This window comes from Actinosynnema pretiosum (assembly GCF_002354875.1).
In the GTDB taxonomy this organism is placed as follows: domain Bacteria; phylum Actinomycetota; class Actinomycetes; order Mycobacteriales; family Pseudonocardiaceae; genus Actinosynnema; species Actinosynnema auranticum.
Map to the genome: position 1 here is coordinate 1,774,177 of NZ_CP023445.1, position 17,349 is coordinate 1,791,525.

The window sequence follows — 17,349 nt, forward strand, 5'->3', positions numbered from 1 at the left end:
GCTCGGTCGACGGACCGACCGGGCGCCGCGTCCACCCGCGTCGCAGGGGGCCGTGCCCGGCGCGGCCCCCTGACGCGTGCTCCTGAAGCGTGATCCTGGCGCGTGAGTTCACACCCGCGCGCGGTTCGCGGTGAGCAGGCGCATCGCGGGCTGCTCCACCCAGCGGTGCAGCAGCCAGGCCGCCGCGAGCGAGGCCAGGAGCAGCAGGCCGGTCATCAGCAGCGCGCCCGCCGCCGTCAGCCCGCCCAGCGGCAGCAGGGACTCCGCGACCCGCAGGATGAGCTGGTGCAGCAGGTAGAAGGCGAACGAGATCTCGCCCAGCAGCACCGGGGACTGCCCGCGCAGGGGCGAGCGGCTGCCCCGCAGGTCGGCCACGGCCGCCGCCGGGATGAGCAGCGCCAGCGGGACCACGGTGCCGGCGACGTAGCCGAAGCTGTCCGGCAGCCGGCTCGACAGCGCGTAGGCGGCCACCGACAGCGCGCCCGCCAGCCACAGCGGCAGCGGCAGCCACAGACCCGCCTTCACGACGCGGGCCAGCACCACGCCCAGCGCGAACTCCAGGCCCCTGGTCACCGGGAAGACGTAGACGAACCAGTACTCCAGCTCGCCCGGCATCGGCGTCGCCAGCACCGGCACCAGGAGGACCGCGGCCACCAGCGCGCCCGCCAGCGGCCACAGGCGGCTCGGGCGGACGCCGGTCACCCAGCGCAGCAGCAGCGGGAACGCCGCGTAGAACGCGACCTCGCAGGACAGCGACCAGGCCGGGGTGTTGACGCCGAAGTACACGTCCTGCACCGGGATCCACGCCTGGAGCAGCGGCAACCCCACCAGCGACGGCAGCGCGGGCGCGCCCCCGCCGGTCACCACCAGGGCGGCCAGCGCGAGCAGCCACACCACCACGTGGTTGGGCAGCACCTTCGCCGCCCGACGCCGCCAGGACGCGCGGGCCGTCGTGCCGGGGCGGGCGGACCAGGTCAGCACGAAACCGGACAGCAGGAAGAAGAACCCGACCCCGGTGGCGCCCTGCCCGAACACGGCGTGCACGGGGGCGTCGAGGGCGGTGCCCTCGAACAGGCCCATGGCGTCGACGTGGAAGCCGAAGACCACGAAGGCGGCGACGAAGCGGAGGCCGGTGAGGGAGGGGAGCTTGTCGTGCGCGGCCGGTCCGGTCGGGGGAGCGGGGAGTTTTTCTGCGGCACTGCGGGGCTTGTGTAACAGTGACAAGGAAATACCCTTCCGAGGAAGCGGATGCCGTGCGGCACTCGGCAATCGCCCTGGTGGGAGGGGGTGTTAGCGGTGGGGCTGAACGGGTGCCGGGAAAAGCGGCGGGTGCACGTTCGGGGGGCGGCCGGGTGGCCCTTTCTAGGGGGCGCGGTGTGAATGGGCGCGCCGTTCGGGTTCCGCGATTCCCGGTGGTTGCGGAAAGTGATCGGCCCTTCCCCGGCAACCCGGCGGCGCGCGGCGTCGTGAACACAGGTGATGGACACCGACGAAGCACCCGAGATCCCGCCCGACCCCGCTGTCGCCGACGCGCCCCCGCCCGACCGCCCGACCGGCCGGTGGACGCGGCGACTGGCCTGGACCGCCGGATCGCTCGCCGCCGTGACGGCCCTGGCGCTCGGCGGGCTCGCCGTGGCCGTGCGGACCGCGGAGATCCCCGAGCCCAACGACTTCGCCATCCGCGAGGCCACCGTGTTCCTGCGCGCCGACGGCTCGCGCATCGCCCAGGTCGGGGTGAACCGGCAGTCCGTCGGGTTCGACGACATCCCCGAGGTGGTGCGGCGCGCCGTCCTCGCGGCCGAGGACCGGTCCTTCTACGACGACCCCGGCGTGTCGCTCACCGGGCTGCTGCGGGCGGTGAAGAACAACCTCGGCGGCGGCGAGCTGCAGGGCGGGTCGTCGATCACGCAGCAGTACGTGAAGAACCACTACCTGACCCAGGAGCAGACCCTCGGGCGCAAGGGCAGGGAGCTGCTGATCTCGTTGAAGATCGGGCAGGACGTGCCCAAGGACGAGGTGCTGCGCGCCTACCTGAACACGGCGTTCTTCGCCAGGGGCGCGTACGGGGTCGAGGCGGCGGCGCGCGCGTACTTCGGCACGCCGGTGAGCGAGCTCGGCGACGACCCGGCGAAGGCCGCCTACCTGGCCGCGCTGCTCCAGTCCCCCTACCGCTACGCCTCCGCGCCCGACGACCCGGAGGCGGCCGAGGACCTGCGCGCGCGGTGGGACTACGTGCTCGACGGGATGGTCGCCGAGGGCTGGCTGGAGCAGCCGAGGCGCGCGGCGCTGGTGTTCCCGGACGTGGTCGGGCACCGGGCGGACGAGCTGGCGGGCGAGACCGGGTACCTGGTCGACGCCGCGACCCAGTACCTCGACGGGCAGCACCGGCAGGACCCGAGCGCGCCCGACGCGGCGATGCTCGCGCGCGGCGGGTACGAGGTGGTCACCACCTACCGGCCGGAGGCGATGACCAGGCTGCGCGAGGGCGTCGCGCAGGCGCTGGAGGGCCTGGACCCGGTGGGCAGCGCGGCCGACCGGGACGTCCGGGTCGGCGCGGCGACGGTGGCCCGGAACGGCGCGGTGCTGGGCTTCTACGGCGGGGCGGACTACCTGGAGCGCGGGTACAACGACGCGCTCCAGGCAAGCGGCCCGGTCGGCGACCTCGCCGGGGTGCTGCGCAGGGTCGCGCTCGGCGACGGCGCGACCAAGGACGGGTACCCGGAGCGGCTGGAGCGGATGCTGGTCACCGAGGTCGACGGCGAGCGCGGGACCCTCGCGACCACCCCGATGCGCCTGGCCGCCGCGTTCGTGGCCCTGTACGGCGAGTACCGGCAGCCCTACCACGTGTCCGAGGTGCGCAAGGACGGGCAGGTGGTGTGGCGCGCCCCGAACGCGGCGTCGGAGCCGAGGACGCCCCACGCGGTCGTCGAACCGGGTCAGGTGGCTCCCGCCGCCCCGGCGGGGAGCCTGGACGAGAGCGGCTAGTGGGCCTGGTCGCTGGCGGGCGGCGACGGCGAGGCGAGCGCGGCGGTCCTGTTCGCGACCGAACCCGACGGCGCCCGCAACCGCGCCCTGCGCGGCATGACCCCGCTGGAGGAGCGCCGCACCGATCAGCCCGCGGCGGCGGTGCGGGTGGGCGCGGTGCTGGGGCCGATCAGGGCCCTGGGGTGGTGACGGGCGGGACGCCGGAACTGTCGGTGGTCCCCAGGACCGTGCCCACGTGTACAGGTGCACCGATCCCGGCCCGCCACCACCGCCCAGCTCTCCCGCCACGGCGAAGGTGATGCGTCGTATGCGCGCGTCCGGCACCCGGCCCGAGCTCGCGCTGCGCAGCGCCCTCCACCGCCGGGGGCTGCGCTTCGTCGTGGACCGCTCACCGCCCGGCACGAACCGCCGCAGGCGCGTCGACGTCCTGCTCCGGGGCGCCCGCGTGGCGCTCTTCGTCGACGGCTGCTTCCGGCACTCCTGCCCGGACCACGGTCAGCTCCCGCGCGCCAACCGGACGTGGTGGCGGCTCAAGCTCCGCGGGGTCGTGCTGCGCGACCGCGACACCGACGCCCGGTTGGCCGAGGCCGGGTGGCTCGTCGTGCGGGTGTGGGAGCACGAGGACCCCGGTGAGGCGGCGGAGCGCGTGCTCGGGCTCGTCGCGGCGCGGCGAGCCGCGACCGGGCTGCCGTCCGCCGGTGGGCGGTCCGGTCCCGCCGCAGCGCTTCCCCGGCCGAAGCCCCGGCGGGATCAGTCGTCCGCCTCGTCGCCCAGCTCGTCGCCCAGCTCGTCGTCCGCCTCGCGGGTGATCTCGAACAGGTCCCCGAACCCCAGCTCCGGGAACGCCACCAGCGCCCCCGCGATGAACTCCGCGTCCGGCGGTCGCACGCCCGCGCGCACCACGGCCAGCGCCGACGGCGACAGCGACATCGCCGCCGCCGCGGAGACGCCGTCGAGCCCCGCCCCGGCGATCGCCGAGTCCAGGGCTCCGGTGCGCAGGATGACGGTGTAAGGCATCGGGTCCTCGTTCGGCCGTCCGGAGGGTCGCCGCAGCGTACGCGCGGCGCGGCGACCCCACCCGGAACCGGTGGCCGACCTCACAGGGCCCGCTCAGCGGCGCGGTTCCCAGCGGAACATGCGGGCCGCCAGCAGCACCGCCACCACGACCCACGCCAGCGTCGGCCCCAGCAGCAGCAGCGAGTCGCCCAGCTCCGCGCCCCCGTTCCACGCGTCGCCCACCAGCTCCGCCGCCGCGCCGCCCGGCAGCAGCCGCTTGACCAGCGCGAGCTCCTCGGTCCCCGCGATGCCCACCCAGCTCGCCACGCCGATCACGCCGAGCGTGACCGGAAGCGTCGTCACCTGCGCGTGCTCCGGCGAGTTCGTCACCCCGGCCGTCGCCAACCCCAGCCCCAGCAGCATCACCAGCGTCGCCAGCACCGCCACCACCAGCAGCGCCGGGTTCTCCGGCGCGCTGGTCACCGCCGCCAGCACCACCAGGATCACCGCGACCTGCACCAGCGAGATCAGCGTCAGCGGCAGCACCAGCCCGGCGAGGATGCCCGCGTCGCTCAGCGGCGTCGAGCGCAGCCGCTTGAGGAACAGGTTCTGCCTGCGTGAGGCCAGCGTGGTCACCACGGTCGTGTACAGCCCGATCGAGGCCACGGTGAACAGCACGATCGTCGCGATGTACCCCAGCCCGCCGAGCCCGGCGAACACCTCGTGCTGGTTGATGAAGAACGCGCTGACCGCCGCGGGCATGACCAGGCTGGTGATCAGCACCAGCCGGTTGCGGAACAGCTGGCGCAGCTCGCTGAGCGCGATCGAGAACATGGGATTCCCTTCCCCGGTGGTGGAAAAAGCGGCGGTGGTGAGAAGCGGTCAGTTGTCGTCGAGCGAGCGGAACACGTCGTCCAGCCGGGTCGGCCCGGCCTCCAGGTCCGGCAGCGCCACCCCGTTCGCGCGCGCCCACCCCAGCAGCGCGTGCAGGTCGTTCTCCAGCTCGAACGTCTCCACCCGCAGCGCCCCGCCGTCGAGCCGCGTGGCGGGCAGCGGCGGCTGCGGCGCGTTCGGCGGCAGGGAGAACCGGATCGCCGACGGCAGCGCCCGCGTCAGCTCGGCCACCGTGCCCTCCCGCCGGAGCGAGCCCCGGTGCATCAGCCCGATCCGGTCGGCGCGCTGCTGCGCCTCCTCCAGGTAGTGCGTGGTGAGCACGATCGTGGAACCGTTCTCCCGCAACCGGTCCACCGCCTCCCACAGGTCGTCGCGGGACTGGATGTCCAGGCCGGTCGTCGGCTCGTCCAGGAAGATCAGGTCGGGGGTGCCGTACACGGCGGTCGCGAAGTCCAGCCGCCGCTTCTCGCCGCCGGACAGCTGCGAGACCTTCGTGCCCGCCTTGCGGGTCAGGTCGACGACGTCGAGCACCCGGTCCACGTCGTCCTCGCGCCCGCTCAGCGCCCCGATCAGCGCGACCGACTCGCGCGCCGTCAGCTCCGGCGCGAACCCGCTCTCCTGCAGCATGATCCCCATCCGGGGCCGCACCGCCCGCCGGTCGCGCGGGTCCTTGCCGAACACCCGCACGGTCCCGGACGTGGCGCCCCGGTGCCCCTCGACGATCTCCAGCGTCGAGGTCTTGCCCGCCCCGTTGGTGCCCAGCAGCGCGTACAGCTCACCGCGCCGGACCTGGAACGACAGGTCCTTCACGGCCTGGAAGTCGCCGTAGGCCAGGTTCAGCTTCTCGACGTCGATGACAGCGGTGGAGGTCATGGCGTCAATTCCAGCCGCCGCGGCGCTCACCCGGCAGTGCGCCCGCGTCACCGATCACCCGTGACATCTCTCAGGGCCCACCCGTGACACCACGTCACTGGCGGCCCGGTCCGTCCACACCGCACACTGGTGGGCGGCCCGCCCCCGACCACGGAGAAACCCCATGAGGACCGGATCACCGCGCGAGCGCGAGCGGACGGTGGTCACGCGAGGGCCCATCCGCAGGCTCAACCTCCTCAGCGGGGTCCCGCCGCTGGTCCTGGTGGCCGCGGTGAGCATCTTCGTCGACGCCACCACCCTCGTCCAGGCCGCCGTCATGCTGGTCGGGGCGTCGGTCGGGGTGGTCGGCTACCTGCTGTGGACCTCCGGCGACCTGCACCGGTTCCTGCTCCCGCTGCTGGCCGCGGGCGCCGCGGTGTGGGTGCTCACCGCGCTGGTCACCGGCGGGGCCACCGGGTACCTCGGCCTCGCGATCGTCGGCACGTTCGCGATCCCCACGCTGCCCCGCCACCGCTACCCGGCGATCGTCGGGCTGATCGCGTTCACCGCCGCCGTGGGCGGGGTGAAGGTCCTGCTCGACGGCCCCGACGTCCTCCACGAGTACGTCACCCTCCCCGCCGCGGTCACCGCGCTGATGGCCGCGGCGATGTTCCCCAGCCAGCGGTTCTACGACATCGTCAACGAGCTGGACGAGGCCCGCGAGCGCGAGGCCGAGCTGGCGGTGGTGCGCGAGCGGGTCCGGTTCGCGAGCGACCTGCACGACATCCAGGGGCACACGCTGCACGTGGTCAAGCTCAAGGTCGCGCTGGCGCGGAAGCTGCTGCGGGTGGACGTGGACCGCGCCGAGGAGGAGCTGCGGGAGGTGCACGCCCTGGTCGCCGACACCATCGCGCAGACCAAGGACCTGGTGTACGCGCAGCGGCGGCTCAACCTGTCCGCCGAGCTGGAGAACGCCAAGAACCTGTTCGAGGCGGCGGGAATCCGGGTGCGGCTGCGCCGAGAGTCCGATGTGGACGAAGGCGCGAGCGAGCTGCTCGGCCAGGTGCTGCGCGAGACCACCACGAACATCCTGCGGCACGCCCAGGCCACCCGCGTGGCCATCACCCTGTCCGCGTCCGCGATCACCATCGTCAACGACGGCGCCCAGGACGCCCCGCCCGCCCTGCGCGGACTCGCCGCCCTGGCCGAACGCCTCGCCGGGCGCGGTGGGACGCTGACCGCCGAGCAGCGCGACGGCTCCTTCACGACCGCGGCGCGGCTGCCCGCGACCGGCCAGGAGGGGGACCGATGACCACCGTGGTGCTCGCCGACGACGAGGCGCTGCTGCGCAAGGCCATGGCGGCGCTGCTGCCGCTGGAGGGCGAGATCACCGTGCTCGCCGAGGCCCACGACGGCGAGTCCGCCGTCGACGCCACCCTGCGCCACCGGCCCGACGTGCTCGTCGTCGACCTGGAGATGCCCGGCGTCGACGGCCTCGGCGCGGTCGCCCGCATCCGCGCCGAACTGCCCGGCCAGGTGATCCTGATGCTGACCAGGCACGCCCGCCCCGGCGTGCTGCGCAAGGCGCTGAAGCTGGGCGTGCAGGGCTTCGTCAGCAAGGCCGCCGACCCCTCGCACATCGCGACCGTGATCAAGACCCTGCACGGCGGCAAGCGCTGGGTGGACCCGGACGTGTCCGCGCTGGCCGTCGTGGACGACTGCCCCCTCACCGACCGCGAGGTCGACGTCCTGCGCGTGACGAGCGAGGGCTACTCGGTGGCCGACATCGCCGCCCGGCTGCACCTGGCCGAGGGGACCGTGCGCAACTACCTGTCGAACGCGATGCAGAAGACGCAGACGCGCACCAGGCACGAGGCGGCCCGGTACGCGCGCGAGCACGACTGGCTGTGAGGCGGGGGAGCGCCCTGGGCGGGCGCTCCCGCCCCTAGCTCAGCTCAACCGCCTGATCTCCCCGCGCACCCGGTAGAACGCCCCGTTCGCTGAGGTCACCACGTCGCTCACCAGGTACCGCGCGCCGGGCACCCGGATGTTCTTCGGGAACTGCACCCCGCGCGACCACTCGTACCCGTCCGACACGACGTGCACCCGCAGCCTGCCGCCCTCCTGCACGCACTCCACGACCACGCCCTCCCCGGCGGGCACGTGCGCGACCGACACGACCTCCACCTCGGCCGTGGCCTCGACGCGGGCGATCGCCCCCGCCTTGACGTCCACCCGCTCCGGCACCTGCCCCTGCTCGGCCGCGCGCACCGCCTCCGGGCTCGCGTCCAGGCAGGCCAGCGAGCCGTCCGTGGTCACCAGGTACAGCCGCTCGTCCCGGTACTGCATGGAGAACGCCGACCCGCAGCCCGTGGCCAGCTTCCACAGCCGGGTGCCGTCGGCGGCGAAGCAGTACACCGACGACTGGTTGTCCCCGGCGAACACGAACTCCCCGTCCGGCGAGGTCGCGCAGGAGAACACCGCCGCGTCGCACCGGTAGGACGCGGTCTCTCGCCCGGTCGACTTGGCGAACCGGTGCACGAGCCCGCGCGAGGTGCCCGCGTACACCGCGTCCCGCTCCTGCCAGCCGAACAGCACCGCCCCGGACGTGTCCGAGTGCCACGCCTCGTCCCCGCGCCCGCTGTAGTGCGTGACGCCCCGCGAGTGCCCGTGGAAGATCCCCTCGTCCGAGCACCGCACCATCCACGCCCCGTCACCGCTGGCGCGCCGCGACCACTGGAACTCGTCCTCGTGGTCGACCACCGTCACCCGGCCCTGCCGGTCGGACACGCCGAGCACGCCGTCGTGGATGTCGAGCCAGTAGATGTCGACGTCCTCGGAGATCTCGTACGCCACGCGCGGCACCTTGCCGCCCAGGTCGTACACCTTGCCGTCGTCGCAGCCCGCGTAGATCCAGAAGTCGTCGGCGACGATGCACTTGACCGCGTCGGGCAGCCCGAACCGCCCGGTGACCTGACCGTCGTGGGTGAGCGTGTAGACGTCGCCGTTCTCGTTGCCGACCCAGGCGTGGTCCTCGCCGATGAAGATCCCGAACGCGGGCGCCCCGGAGGCGAACCGCCACAGCACGGGTGCCTGCCGCGCGGTGGACCGGGTGCTGACGATCTCCCGCCTGCTCACCGCCCGCCGCTGCCGCACGCCCCGCACGGCCTCGGCGTAGCCCTTGCGGACCTTCTCGCCGATCTTCTTCTGCGCGGCCTTGACCGCCTTGTCGTGGTCCGCGAAGGAGGACTGCCGGACCTGCCCGGACTCCCCGATGCGCCCGAAGGTGATGGTGACCTCGGCGCCGTCGACCCGCACCTCGTAGAACTTGTGCGCACCACCGCCGGCCTCGGACAGCTCCAGGTAGGTCGTCGTGGCAGACATGCGATCGCTCCCTCGTCGTGTGATCTGGGGAGCACGGTAGCCGGCGGCACCGACAAAAACCGGTGGAACGGTCGATGAGCAGCGATTTCGCGCCCGAGACGAGCACTCCGCGCACACCCGCGACCCCGCTGCGCTACCGGCGCGCGACCGCGCCCGCCCGCCACCGCGCCGCGACACCCGGAACCGCCCGCAGCAGCAGGAACCCGAGCACCGCGCCCACCGTGTTCGCGATCAGGTCGTCCACGTCCACCGACCGCCCGCTCCGCGCCAGCAGGTAGACCACCAGCTGCGCCACCTCGATCACCGCGCTGAACCCCAGCGCCCGCACCGCCACCTGCCCCGCCCGCGTCACCCGCGCGTCCAGCAGCGGCAGCAGCACCCCGAACGGCACCAGCATCACCACGTTCAGCGCGAACGTCGGCAGGTCCGCCGTCAGCAGCGGGATCGGCTGGAGCTGGTTGTGCCAGGGCGTCAGGTTGCCCGCGCCCCAGTCGATCGGGAACAGCGTGAAGTGCGCGACCCCGGCCAGGTAGAGCGCCGTCACCGCGCGCAGCACCGCCCCGCGCCCCGTCCACCCCGGCGCCCGCCTGGCCACCCGCACCGCCAGCACCACCGCGAACAGCGCCAGCGCGGGCAGCAGCGCGTACCAGGACTCGATGCCGACGCCCGCGTACCCCAGGTCCTCGCCCACAACCGCTCCTCCTCCGAACCGGACTCGTCGGGGGACAGCCTCGGCGCGACCGCCGCCCCGCCGCTTCCCCCGAGAGCCGGATCCGCCTCCCCCTTTCGGCAGATGCCCGCAGGGGGACGCGGAACGCCCACCGCCGCCTTAGGCTCGCTCCCGTGCTGGAGGACCGGACGAGGGCCAGGGTCGTCGCGGCGTGGTCGCTCACCGCCGCCGCGCTGCTGGTCCTGGGCGTGATCGACGTGCTGAGCGGCCAGTTCTCCGGCAGCGACAACAGCCCGCTGCGCCTGGTGTGGTCGGTCGCGGCGTGCGCGCTGCTGCTCGCCTCCTGGGGCCTGCGCCCGCGCGCGCTCGCGCTCGTGGTCGTCCTGCAGGTCGCGCTCGCGCTGGGGGCAGCGCTCCTGCCAAGGGGCGACGCGCCCCTGCCGTTCCCGTTCGCCGCGTCGGTCGCGCTGCTCGCCACGCTCACCCCGGTCGTGCTGCGGGTCGGGCGGCCCCGGTCGTGGGCGCTCGGCGTGCCGCTGGTGCTCGCGGTGGCCGCCCAGGCGCTCGGCGCGGAGGTGGGCGACCTGGCGTTCACCGTCCTGGCACTGGTGCTGGCGCAGGCCACCGCGCTGTTCGTGGCGGCGGGCTCGTACCTGCGCTCCACCGCCGCCGCCCGCCGCGAGCAGGTCGACCGCACCAGGGCCGCCGACCGCGCCGAGCTGGCCCGCGACCTGCACGACTACGTCGCCCACCACGTCACCGGCATCGTCGTGCAGGCCCAGGGCGCCGCCGCCGTGGCGCGCACCCACCCGGAGCTGGTGGTCACCGCGCTGGGCGACATCGAGCGCGCGGGCGCCGAGGCCGTGCACGCCATGCGCCGCGTCGTCGGGCTGCTCAGGGACACCGGCCCCGACGCGCAGGCCCCCGGCGTCGCCGACCTGCCCGACCTCGTCGCCCGCTCCGGGCTGCCGGTCGCGCTGGAGCTGGCGGGCCCGGTGGGCGGGGTGCCCGCGCAGGTCGGCGCGGCGGCGCACCGGGTGGTCATGGAGGCGCTCACGAACGTCCGCAAGCACGGGCGCGGCGTGACACGGGTGGAGGTGCTGCTGGTGGCGGTCGACCACGGCCTCGGCGTCCAGGTGACCGACGACGGCGCGGGCTCGCCGGGGGGCGGCGGGTTCGGCCTGCTCGGGCTGCGCGAGCGCGTCACCGCCGTGGGCGGGACGCTCTTCGCCGGGGCGCGGGGGCCGGGCTGGGTGGTGCGGGCCTGGCTGCCGACCGGGCAGGCGGGCTTCGACGCGGGGGACGACCGGCTCGCGACCAGGTCGTTCACCGCGGGAGCGCTCGAGGACCGCCCGTGACGATCTCCGTGCTGGTCGCCGACGACCAGGCCATGGTGCGCACCGGGTTCCGCATGATCCTGTCGGCGGAACCGGACATCGAGGTCGTCGGCGAGGCCGTGGACGGCGTGGAGGCGGTCGAGCTGGCCCGCGCGCTGTCCCCGGACGTGGTCCTGATGGACATCCGGATGCCGCGCGTGGACGGCGTCGAGGCGCTGCGCAGGATCACCGGACCGGGCGCGCCGGGCGTGCCGAGGGTCGTGGTCGTGACCACGTTCGACGACGACGAGAACGTGCGCCGGGCCCTGCGCGGCGGCGCGTGCGGCTTCATCCTCAAGACCTCGGGCGCGCCCCTGCTCCTGGAGGCCATCCGGGCCGCGGCGACCGGAGAGGCCCTGGTGAGCCCGGCGATCACCGTGCGCCTCCTGGAGGGCCTGACCCCCACCCGCCGCCACACCCCGGACGTGCGGCTGTCCCCGAGGGAGCTGGACGTGGTCCTGCTCGTCGCGCGAGGCCGCACGAACGCCGAGGTGGCCGGGGCGCTGCACGTCACGGTCGGCACGGTGAAGACGCACCTCGCGTCGGTCCAGGCGAAGCTGTCGGCCCGCAACCGGGTGGAGATCGCGGCGTGGGCCTGGGAGAACGGGCTGGTCCCGGTGCGGGAGTAGGGCGGTTCGGACATTAGCTGCTGGGTGAGCGCATGATTTCGCTGGGTGATTACCCGGTGTGCGGGCAGCTGTTTTTCCCCGCTCCTACCGCCGGGCACGGGAATTTCGAGTGGCGGATTCGCCAGAGTGGGACCTCGTTGGTGCTGGTAGAGCGCGTGTAGCACGGCCGTGCTGCGTTCAGTGGCTTACTCGTTCGCTCGACCGGGGCGACCGTTGCTCCTTTAGGGTTAACTGTGCAGCTTTTTGTCGGAAACTGTGTTAAAGGACTTGTTTGAGGGGTTGTTCTTGGTTTTGTAACAGTGAGGATTCGGCTGTATCGCCGGGCCCGCTTCCGGCGATGGTCATCGTGTTCCGGTTGGACCGAATGGCAGGGGGCGGGAAGTGGTTGACAACGGTGCTGCTTCGAATGAGCGGGGCACCGCGGTGGATCGCGCGGTGCGGCTTTTCGAGTTCCTCGCTCGGAGCCAGCAGCTCAAGTCGAACCCGGTCCGCACCACCAACGGCTACCAGCTGACCCTGTGGTTCGGCGACCTGCCGGACCACCCGTCGGTCCGGTCCGCGCACCTCGACGTCGCGCCCGAGCCCGGTCGGACGTTGCTGGAGATCGACCGGGTCCTCCACCAGGACCCGCCGGAGCCCGGAGCCGCGCTGAGCCCCTGGCTCGACGGCGACTGGGACGAGCCCGGCGACGCGCCCCGCCTGCGCGAGTCCCTCGGTGAGGGCGAGCAGCGCGTCGCGCTCGACGACGTGCCGGAGATCCGCGAGTCGCACACCGCCTGGCTGGAGCGCTGGACCACCTGGGCCGAGGAGGAGAGGGCGGACAAGCCCGCCCGCGACGCCTACAACGAGCTCTTCCACGCCTACGTCACCGCGACGGGGCACGCCGAGGAGCTCGAACTGGTCATCGGCGTCGGCTGCCTGTCGTGGGCGCCGCCCGGCCACCACGCCGTCCAGCGGCACCTGGTCACCGTGCCCGCCACCGTCCAGCTCGACGACCTCAGCGGCACCCTCTCCCTGCACCAGGCCGAGGCCGCAGAGGGCGTCACCGTCGAGCTGGACATGCTCGCCCCCGGCCTCATCGCGAACCCCGCCCACGTCGTGCAGATCAAGGCCGAGGCCCGCGAGGTCCACTCCTCCGCGCTGCACCGGGACTCCCTCGGCGGTGTGCTGCGCAGGCTCGTGCACGCCCTCGACGGCGACGCCGCCTACCACGGCGACCTGGACGGCAAGCAGCCCGCGACCCGGCACGCCGTGGCGGCGTTCGCCCCCGCCCTGATCCTGCGCAAGCGCTCCCGCCAGGGGATCGTGGACATCCTCGACGACGTCGCCAGGCAGCTCACCGACTCCGGCGCGGTCCCGGACGGGCTGCTCCCGCTGGTCGACCCGGACCACCGGCCCGCCGCCGAGCGCTCGCCCCAGCCGGGCGCCCTCGTCCAGCTCGACGAGGAGCCCTTCCTGCCCCTGCCCGTCAACGACCGGCAGCTGCGCGTCCTGGCCCAGGTCGACGCCAAAGCGCAGACCCTCGTTCAGGGCCCGCCGGGAACGGGCAAGACCCACACCGTCGCCGCGCTGCTGTCCCACCTGCTCGCGCAGGGCAAGCGCGTGCTGGTCACCGCGCACACCGACCGCGCCCTCAAGGAGGTCAGGGCCAAGCTGCCCGCCTCCATCGCACCGCTGGCCGTCTCCGTGGTCGGCTCCTCCCGCTCGGACCTGACCGACCTCAAAGTCGCCGTCGAGCGGATCAGCCAGGTCTCGGGCGAGTACGACCACGAGGGCGCGCGCCGCACCGTCGACGATTACCTCGCGGCGATCGACGGGTTGCGGCGCGACCGCGCCGAACTGCACCGGCGGCTGGTGGACGCGCGCGGCCAGGAGGTCGTCGAGCACGAGGTCGGCGGCCACCGGGGCACCCTCGCGGCCCTCGCGCGGCACGTCGAGCACGACCGGGGCCGCTTCGGCTGGATCACCGACCTGATCGAGGTCGACGGCACGGCCCCCTCCCCGGTGGCCGGGGGAGACGTCGCGCGGTGGCACGCCCTCCTGCTCGACGAAGCGCTGAACGCCGACGAACCCGAGTCGCGGCTCCGGCTGCTGCCGCTCGCCGACGTGCCCACCCCCGAGGAGTTCGCCGCGCTGGTGGCCGCCGAGCGCCGGGCCATCTCCGCCGAGGAGGGGCACAGCGCCCTGGCCGGGCACTCCGCCTTCGACGCCGTGCGCGGCCTCGAACCGGCCACCAGGGAGGTGCTCCGCCAGCGGCTCAACGGGTTCGCGCGCGAGGCCGAGGACCTGTCCCGGCGCCGCGAGCAGTGGATGGACGGCGCGCTGGCCGACGTGCTCGCGGGCCGCGCCACCCCTTGGCGCTCGCGCGGCCACCAGGTCGCCCAGCTCGTCGACCGCGCCACCCCGCTGGTCGGCCGGCTCGGCCCGCTCACCGAGGTCGAGGTCCGCGAGGGGGAGCTGGGCGCGCTCGTCGCGCTCGCCGGGTCGTTGCGCGCGCACGTCGCCGAGGGCGGCAAGCTCAAGACCAACCCGGACGGCTCGCCCAAGGCGGGCGTCCTCGCGCCGAAGCCGGTCAAGCAGGCCCAGCCGCTGTTCCAGGCGGTGCGCGTCAACGGCGTGCCACCGACCTCGGTCGAGCAGTTGGACGCCTTCCTGTGCTGGGCCGAGGCGTGCAAGGTGCTGGGCGCGCTGGACCGGGCGTGGCCGGACTCGGTGCAGGTCCCCGTCGAGGACACCCTGGGCGAGCGGCTGCAGTGGCACGTGACCGAACTGGCGCAGCTGCACCGCGTTCTGGCGCTGGGGCACGAGCTTGAGACCGAGGAGCGCGGCCTCGCAGGCCTGGGCCTGCCCCGTCCCAACTGGACGGACCTCGAAGCGGTCCAGACCTACGCGCGGCTGGTCGACGCCGCCGCGGCCTTCGACGCGCGCACCGCCGCGACCGTGCCGCTGCAGGAGGTCGCGCGGACCGCCGACGAGGTGGCGCGGTGGGCGGACGCCGCGCCGTGCGCGCGCGACCTGGCCCGCGCCGCCCAGGACCGCGACCACGAGGGGTACGCCGGGGCCCACCGCAGGCTGGCGAGGCTGGCGGAGGTCGCCCTGGCGGTCCACGTCCGGGACGGGATCGCGGCGGTGCTCGACCGCGAGGTGCCCAGGGTGCTCGCGGCGGTCATCGCCGATCCCGGCGACCCGGCGTGGGTGGAACGGCTGGCCGGGTGGGACGAGGCGTGGAACTGGGCCGTGGCGCGGCGCTGGGTCCTCGAGCGCGGCGCCGAGGACGTCAACGCGCTGCAGGCCGAGGTGCTGCGCGTCGACCAGGCGGTGCGCGACAGGGTCGAGCAGCTGGCCGCCGAACGGGCCTGGGGGCACGCCGTGTCGCCGGACCGGCTGTCCGGCAAGGCCCGTGCCGACCTGCAGCAGTACGCGCAGCTGGTCAAGCGGCTCGGCAAGGGGACCGGCGCCTACGCGGCCCAGCGCAGGGCCGAGATCAGGGCGGCGATGGAGCGCTGCCGCCCCGCCGTGCCGGTGTGGATCATGCCCGTCTACCGGATCGCCGAGCAGTTCCGGGTCCGACCGGACATGTTCGACGTCGTCATCGTGGACGAGGCGTCGCAGGCCGGGCTGGAGGCCACCTTCCTGCAGTACCTCGCGCCCAAGATCGTGATCATCGGTGACGACCGCCAGGTCTCGCCGTCCGCCGTCGGCGCCGACCAGCAGCAGCTGCGCGACCTCGCCGAGCAGTACCTGTGGGACGACCCGTACCGCGCCTCCTGGCAGGACCCGAAGCGCAGCCTGTTCGACGAGGCCAAGATGCGCTTCGAGGGCATGATCACGCTCGTCGAGCACCGCCGCTGCGTCCCGGAGATCATCGGCTTCTCCAACCGGATCGCCTACGAACCCGACGGGGTGCGGCTGGTGCCGGTGCGCCAGTACGGGGCCGACCGGTTGGAGCCGGTCAAGCCGGTGTTCCTGGCTGACGGGCACGAGCGGGGCTCGGACTCCTACCGCTACAACCCGGTCGAGGCCGACGCGATCGTCGACCAGATCGAGAAGTGCATCGCCGACCCGCGCTACGACGGGCTGACCTTCGGCGTGGTGTCGCTGCTGGGCGCCACCCAGGCCAAGGCGATCGAGAAGCGGCTGATGGAGCGCGTCGCGCCGGAGGAGTGGAAGGCGCGGGACCTGAGGTGCGGCGACTCCGCCGACTTCCAGGGCTCCGAGCGGGACGTCATGTTCCTGTCGATGGTCAAGGCCAGGTCCGACGAGCCCGGTGGCCGGGTCGTGGCGCAGACCAAGGACGAGTACGTCCAGCGCTACAACGTGGCGGCGTCGCGCGCCAAGGACCAGATGTGGGTGTTCCACTCGCTGCGGCTGAGCGACCTGCACAACTCCGAGGACATGCGGTTCCAGCTGCTGGACTACTGCTACTCGGTGGCGCGGCGGGGTGAGGACGAGGACGGCGCACGGCGCGCGCTGGTGCCGGAGGACGAGCGGGTCGAGCCGTTCGACTCGCTGTTCGAGCAGCGGGTGTTCAACCGGCTGGTGGACCGGGGGCACAGCGTCGTCCCGCAGTTCCCGGCCGAGGGGTACCGGATCGACCTGGTCGTGGTGGGGCGCAAGGCTCGGCTGGCGGTCGAGTGCGACGGGGACGCGTGGCACGGGCCCGACGCCTACGAGCGGGACATGGCGCGGCAGCGCGACCTGGAGCGGTGCGGGTGGCGGTTCTTCCGCATCCGCGAGTCGGAGTTCTACGCCGACCGGCCCGCGGTGCTGGCGCGGTTGTGGAACGCGTTGCAGGAGTTGGACATCCACCCGTCGGGGTGGGGGTCGGGGGAGGAGGACCCGTCGGGGGGTGTGGCGGCGGTGGAGCCGGTGGCTGCCGGGCTGGTGGCTGCCGAGCCTGCGGTTGTCGAACCTCCGGTCGTCGCCCCGGTGGTCGTCGCGCCTGAGGTGGTCGAGCCTGCGGTCGTCCACACCGAGCCCGTCGGGCCGGTCGTGGTCGAGCCGCTGCCCGCTCCGATGGTGATCGCCGTCCCGGTCGAGCCTCGCGCGCAGGACGCGCTGCTCGCGCGGTACGACCCGTTCACCGGCGTCGTCGTCCCGCTGGGTGAGGCGGGCAAGCGCGACCTGATCGACGGCCTGGTGCGCGTCGTGGCCCAGGAGGGCCCGGTGCTGGGCAGCAGGCTGCACACCGCCTACGTCCGGGCGTCGGGCGCGATCAGGGTCACGAAGCAGGTGGCCAGCGAGCTGAACAAGGCGGTCGCGCAGGCGGTCCGCGAAGGACTGCTGGTGGAGGACAACCCGCTGGCCGAAACCGGCCTCAAGGCACGCACCTACCGGCTGCCGGACCAGCCGGAGGTGCGCCTCCGCCACCTCGGCCCCCGCGCTCTGGAGGAGGTGCCGCCGAGTGAACTGCTGGCCCTGATGGCCCACGCGACCGCGCAGGGCGCCCCCGACGGCGAACCCCTGCGTCGCGCGGTCCTGGAACTGCTGGGGCTGAAGCGGCTGACTGACAACGTGAAGAGCCGCTTCGAGGCGGTCGAACCCCTCCGGAGGTGACCGGCCG

At 73.8% G+C, this 17,349-nt stretch carries 12 protein-coding genes and 1 pseudogene; 7 read left to right on the forward strand and 6 right to left on the reverse strand.

Features of this window, described 5'->3' with window-relative positions; all coding sequences use genetic code 11:
- Positions 1-108: 108 nt before the first annotated feature.
- Positions 109-1,224, reverse strand: a complete 1,116-nt coding sequence (locus CNX65_RS08100) for an acyltransferase family protein (protein ID WP_157767540.1) — start codon at positions 1,222-1,224, stop codon at positions 109-111.
- Between the two features lie 255 nt (positions 1,225-1,479).
- On the opposite strand from CNX65_RS08100, the gene CNX65_RS08105 reads away from it, so the two are divergent.
- Together CNX65_RS08105 and CNX65_RS36760 are read left to right on the forward strand one after the other, a co-directional pair.
- Entirely contained in the window at positions 1,480-2,985 is a 1,506-nt protein-coding gene (locus CNX65_RS08105; RefSeq protein WP_096492208.1) for a transglycosylase domain-containing protein, read from the forward strand.
- A 298-nt stretch (positions 2,986-3,283) separates the two neighbouring features.
- Positions 3,284-3,454: pseudogene (locus CNX65_RS36760) on the forward strand (very short patch repair endonuclease); the annotation flags it as partial.
- A 281-nt stretch (positions 3,455-3,735) separates the two neighbouring features.
- Here CNX65_RS36760 and CNX65_RS36765 read toward each other — a convergent pair.
- The 3 genes from CNX65_RS36765 to CNX65_RS08120 all read right to left on the reverse strand — a co-directional run bounded on the left by CNX65_RS36765 (position 3,736) and on the right by CNX65_RS08120 (position 5,748).
- Positions 3,736-4,002, reverse strand: a complete 267-nt coding sequence (locus CNX65_RS36765) for a transcriptional regulator (protein ID WP_177154623.1) — start codon at positions 4,000-4,002, stop codon at positions 3,736-3,738.
- Between the two features lie 93 nt (positions 4,003-4,095).
- Complete coding sequence (locus CNX65_RS08115) at positions 4,096-4,815, reverse strand: ABC transporter permease (protein WP_096492209.1); 720 nt, start codon at positions 4,813-4,815, stop codon at positions 4,096-4,098.
- Between the two features lie 48 nt (positions 4,816-4,863).
- Entirely contained in the window at positions 4,864-5,748 is an 885-nt protein-coding gene (locus CNX65_RS08120; protein WP_096492210.1) for an ABC transporter ATP-binding protein, read from the reverse strand.
- A 163-nt stretch (positions 5,749-5,911) separates the two neighbouring features.
- Here CNX65_RS08120 and CNX65_RS08125 point away from each other — a divergent pair, with 163 nt between their 5' ends.
- Complete coding sequence (locus CNX65_RS08125; RefSeq protein ID WP_096492211.1) at positions 5,912-7,039, forward strand: sensor histidine kinase; 1,128 nt, start codon at positions 5,912-5,914, stop codon at positions 7,037-7,039.
- A complete protein-coding gene (locus CNX65_RS08130) occupies positions 7,036-7,638 on the forward strand; it encodes a response regulator transcription factor (RefSeq protein ID WP_096492212.1) in 603 nt (200 codons plus the stop codon). The genes CNX65_RS08125 and CNX65_RS08130 overlap by 4 nt, the downstream gene beginning before the upstream one ends.
- Positions 7,639-7,677: 39 nt before the next feature.
- Here the strand turns inward: CNX65_RS08130 and CNX65_RS08135 are convergent, their stop codons facing one another.
- Positions 7,678-9,111 carry a WGR domain-containing protein gene (locus CNX65_RS08135; protein WP_096492213.1) on the reverse strand — a complete coding sequence of 478 codons (1,434 nt, stop codon included), beginning with the start codon at positions 9,109-9,111 and terminating at the stop codon, positions 7,678-7,680.
- A 133-nt stretch (positions 9,112-9,244) separates the two neighbouring features.
- On the reverse strand, positions 9,245-9,802 hold the full coding sequence (locus tag CNX65_RS08140; RefSeq protein WP_157767541.1) for a VanZ family protein: 558 nt from the start codon (positions 9,800-9,802) through the stop codon (positions 9,245-9,247).
- A 152-nt stretch (positions 9,803-9,954) separates the two neighbouring features.
- Here CNX65_RS08140 and CNX65_RS36010 point away from each other — a divergent pair, with 152 nt between their 5' ends.
- The 3 genes from CNX65_RS36010 to CNX65_RS08155 all read left to right on the forward strand — a co-directional run bounded on the left by CNX65_RS36010 (position 9,955) and on the right by CNX65_RS08155 (position 17,342).
- Positions 9,955-11,139 carry a sensor histidine kinase gene (locus CNX65_RS36010; protein WP_177154631.1) on the forward strand — a complete coding sequence of 395 codons (1,185 nt, stop codon included), beginning with the start codon at positions 9,955-9,957 and terminating at the stop codon, positions 11,137-11,139.
- Complete coding sequence (locus tag CNX65_RS08150) at positions 11,136-11,786, forward strand: response regulator (protein WP_096492216.1); 651 nt, start codon at positions 11,136-11,138, stop codon at positions 11,784-11,786. The genes CNX65_RS36010 and CNX65_RS08150 overlap by 4 nt, the downstream gene beginning before the upstream one ends.
- Positions 11,787-12,221: 435 nt before the next feature.
- On the forward strand, positions 12,222-17,342 hold the full coding sequence (locus tag CNX65_RS08155) for an AAA domain-containing protein (protein WP_232519750.1): 5,121 nt from the start codon (positions 12,222-12,224) through the stop codon (positions 17,340-17,342).
- Positions 17,343-17,349: the final 7 nt, after the last annotated feature.

Excerpts from the sequence above, each read along its gene's own strand:
- CNX65_RS08105 (WP_096492208.1), top strand. The coding sequence starts at position 1,480 with ATGGACACCGACGAAGCACCCGAGATCCCGCCCGACCCCGCTGTCGCC.
- CNX65_RS08125 (WP_096492211.1), top strand. The coding sequence starts at position 5,912 with ATGAGGACCGGATCACCGCGCGAGCGCGAGCGGACGGTGGTCACGCGA.
- CNX65_RS08130 (WP_096492212.1), top strand. The coding sequence starts at position 7,036 with ATGACCACCGTGGTGCTCGCCGACGACGAGGCGCTGCTGCGCAAGGCC.
- CNX65_RS08115 (WP_096492209.1), bottom strand. The coding sequence starts at position 4,815 with ATGTTCTCGATCGCGCTCAGCGAGCTGCGCCAGCTGTTCCGCAACCGG.
- CNX65_RS08120 (WP_096492210.1), bottom strand. The coding sequence starts at position 5,748 with ATGACCTCCACCGCTGTCATCGACGTCGAGAAGCTGAACCTGGCCTAC.
- CNX65_RS36765 (WP_177154623.1), bottom strand. The coding sequence starts at position 4,002 with ATGCCTTACACCGTCATCCTGCGCACCGGAGCCCTGGACTCGGCGATC.
- CNX65_RS08135 (WP_096492213.1), bottom strand. The coding sequence starts at position 9,111 with ATGTCTGCCACGACGACCTACCTGGAGCTGTCCGAGGCCGGCGGTGGT.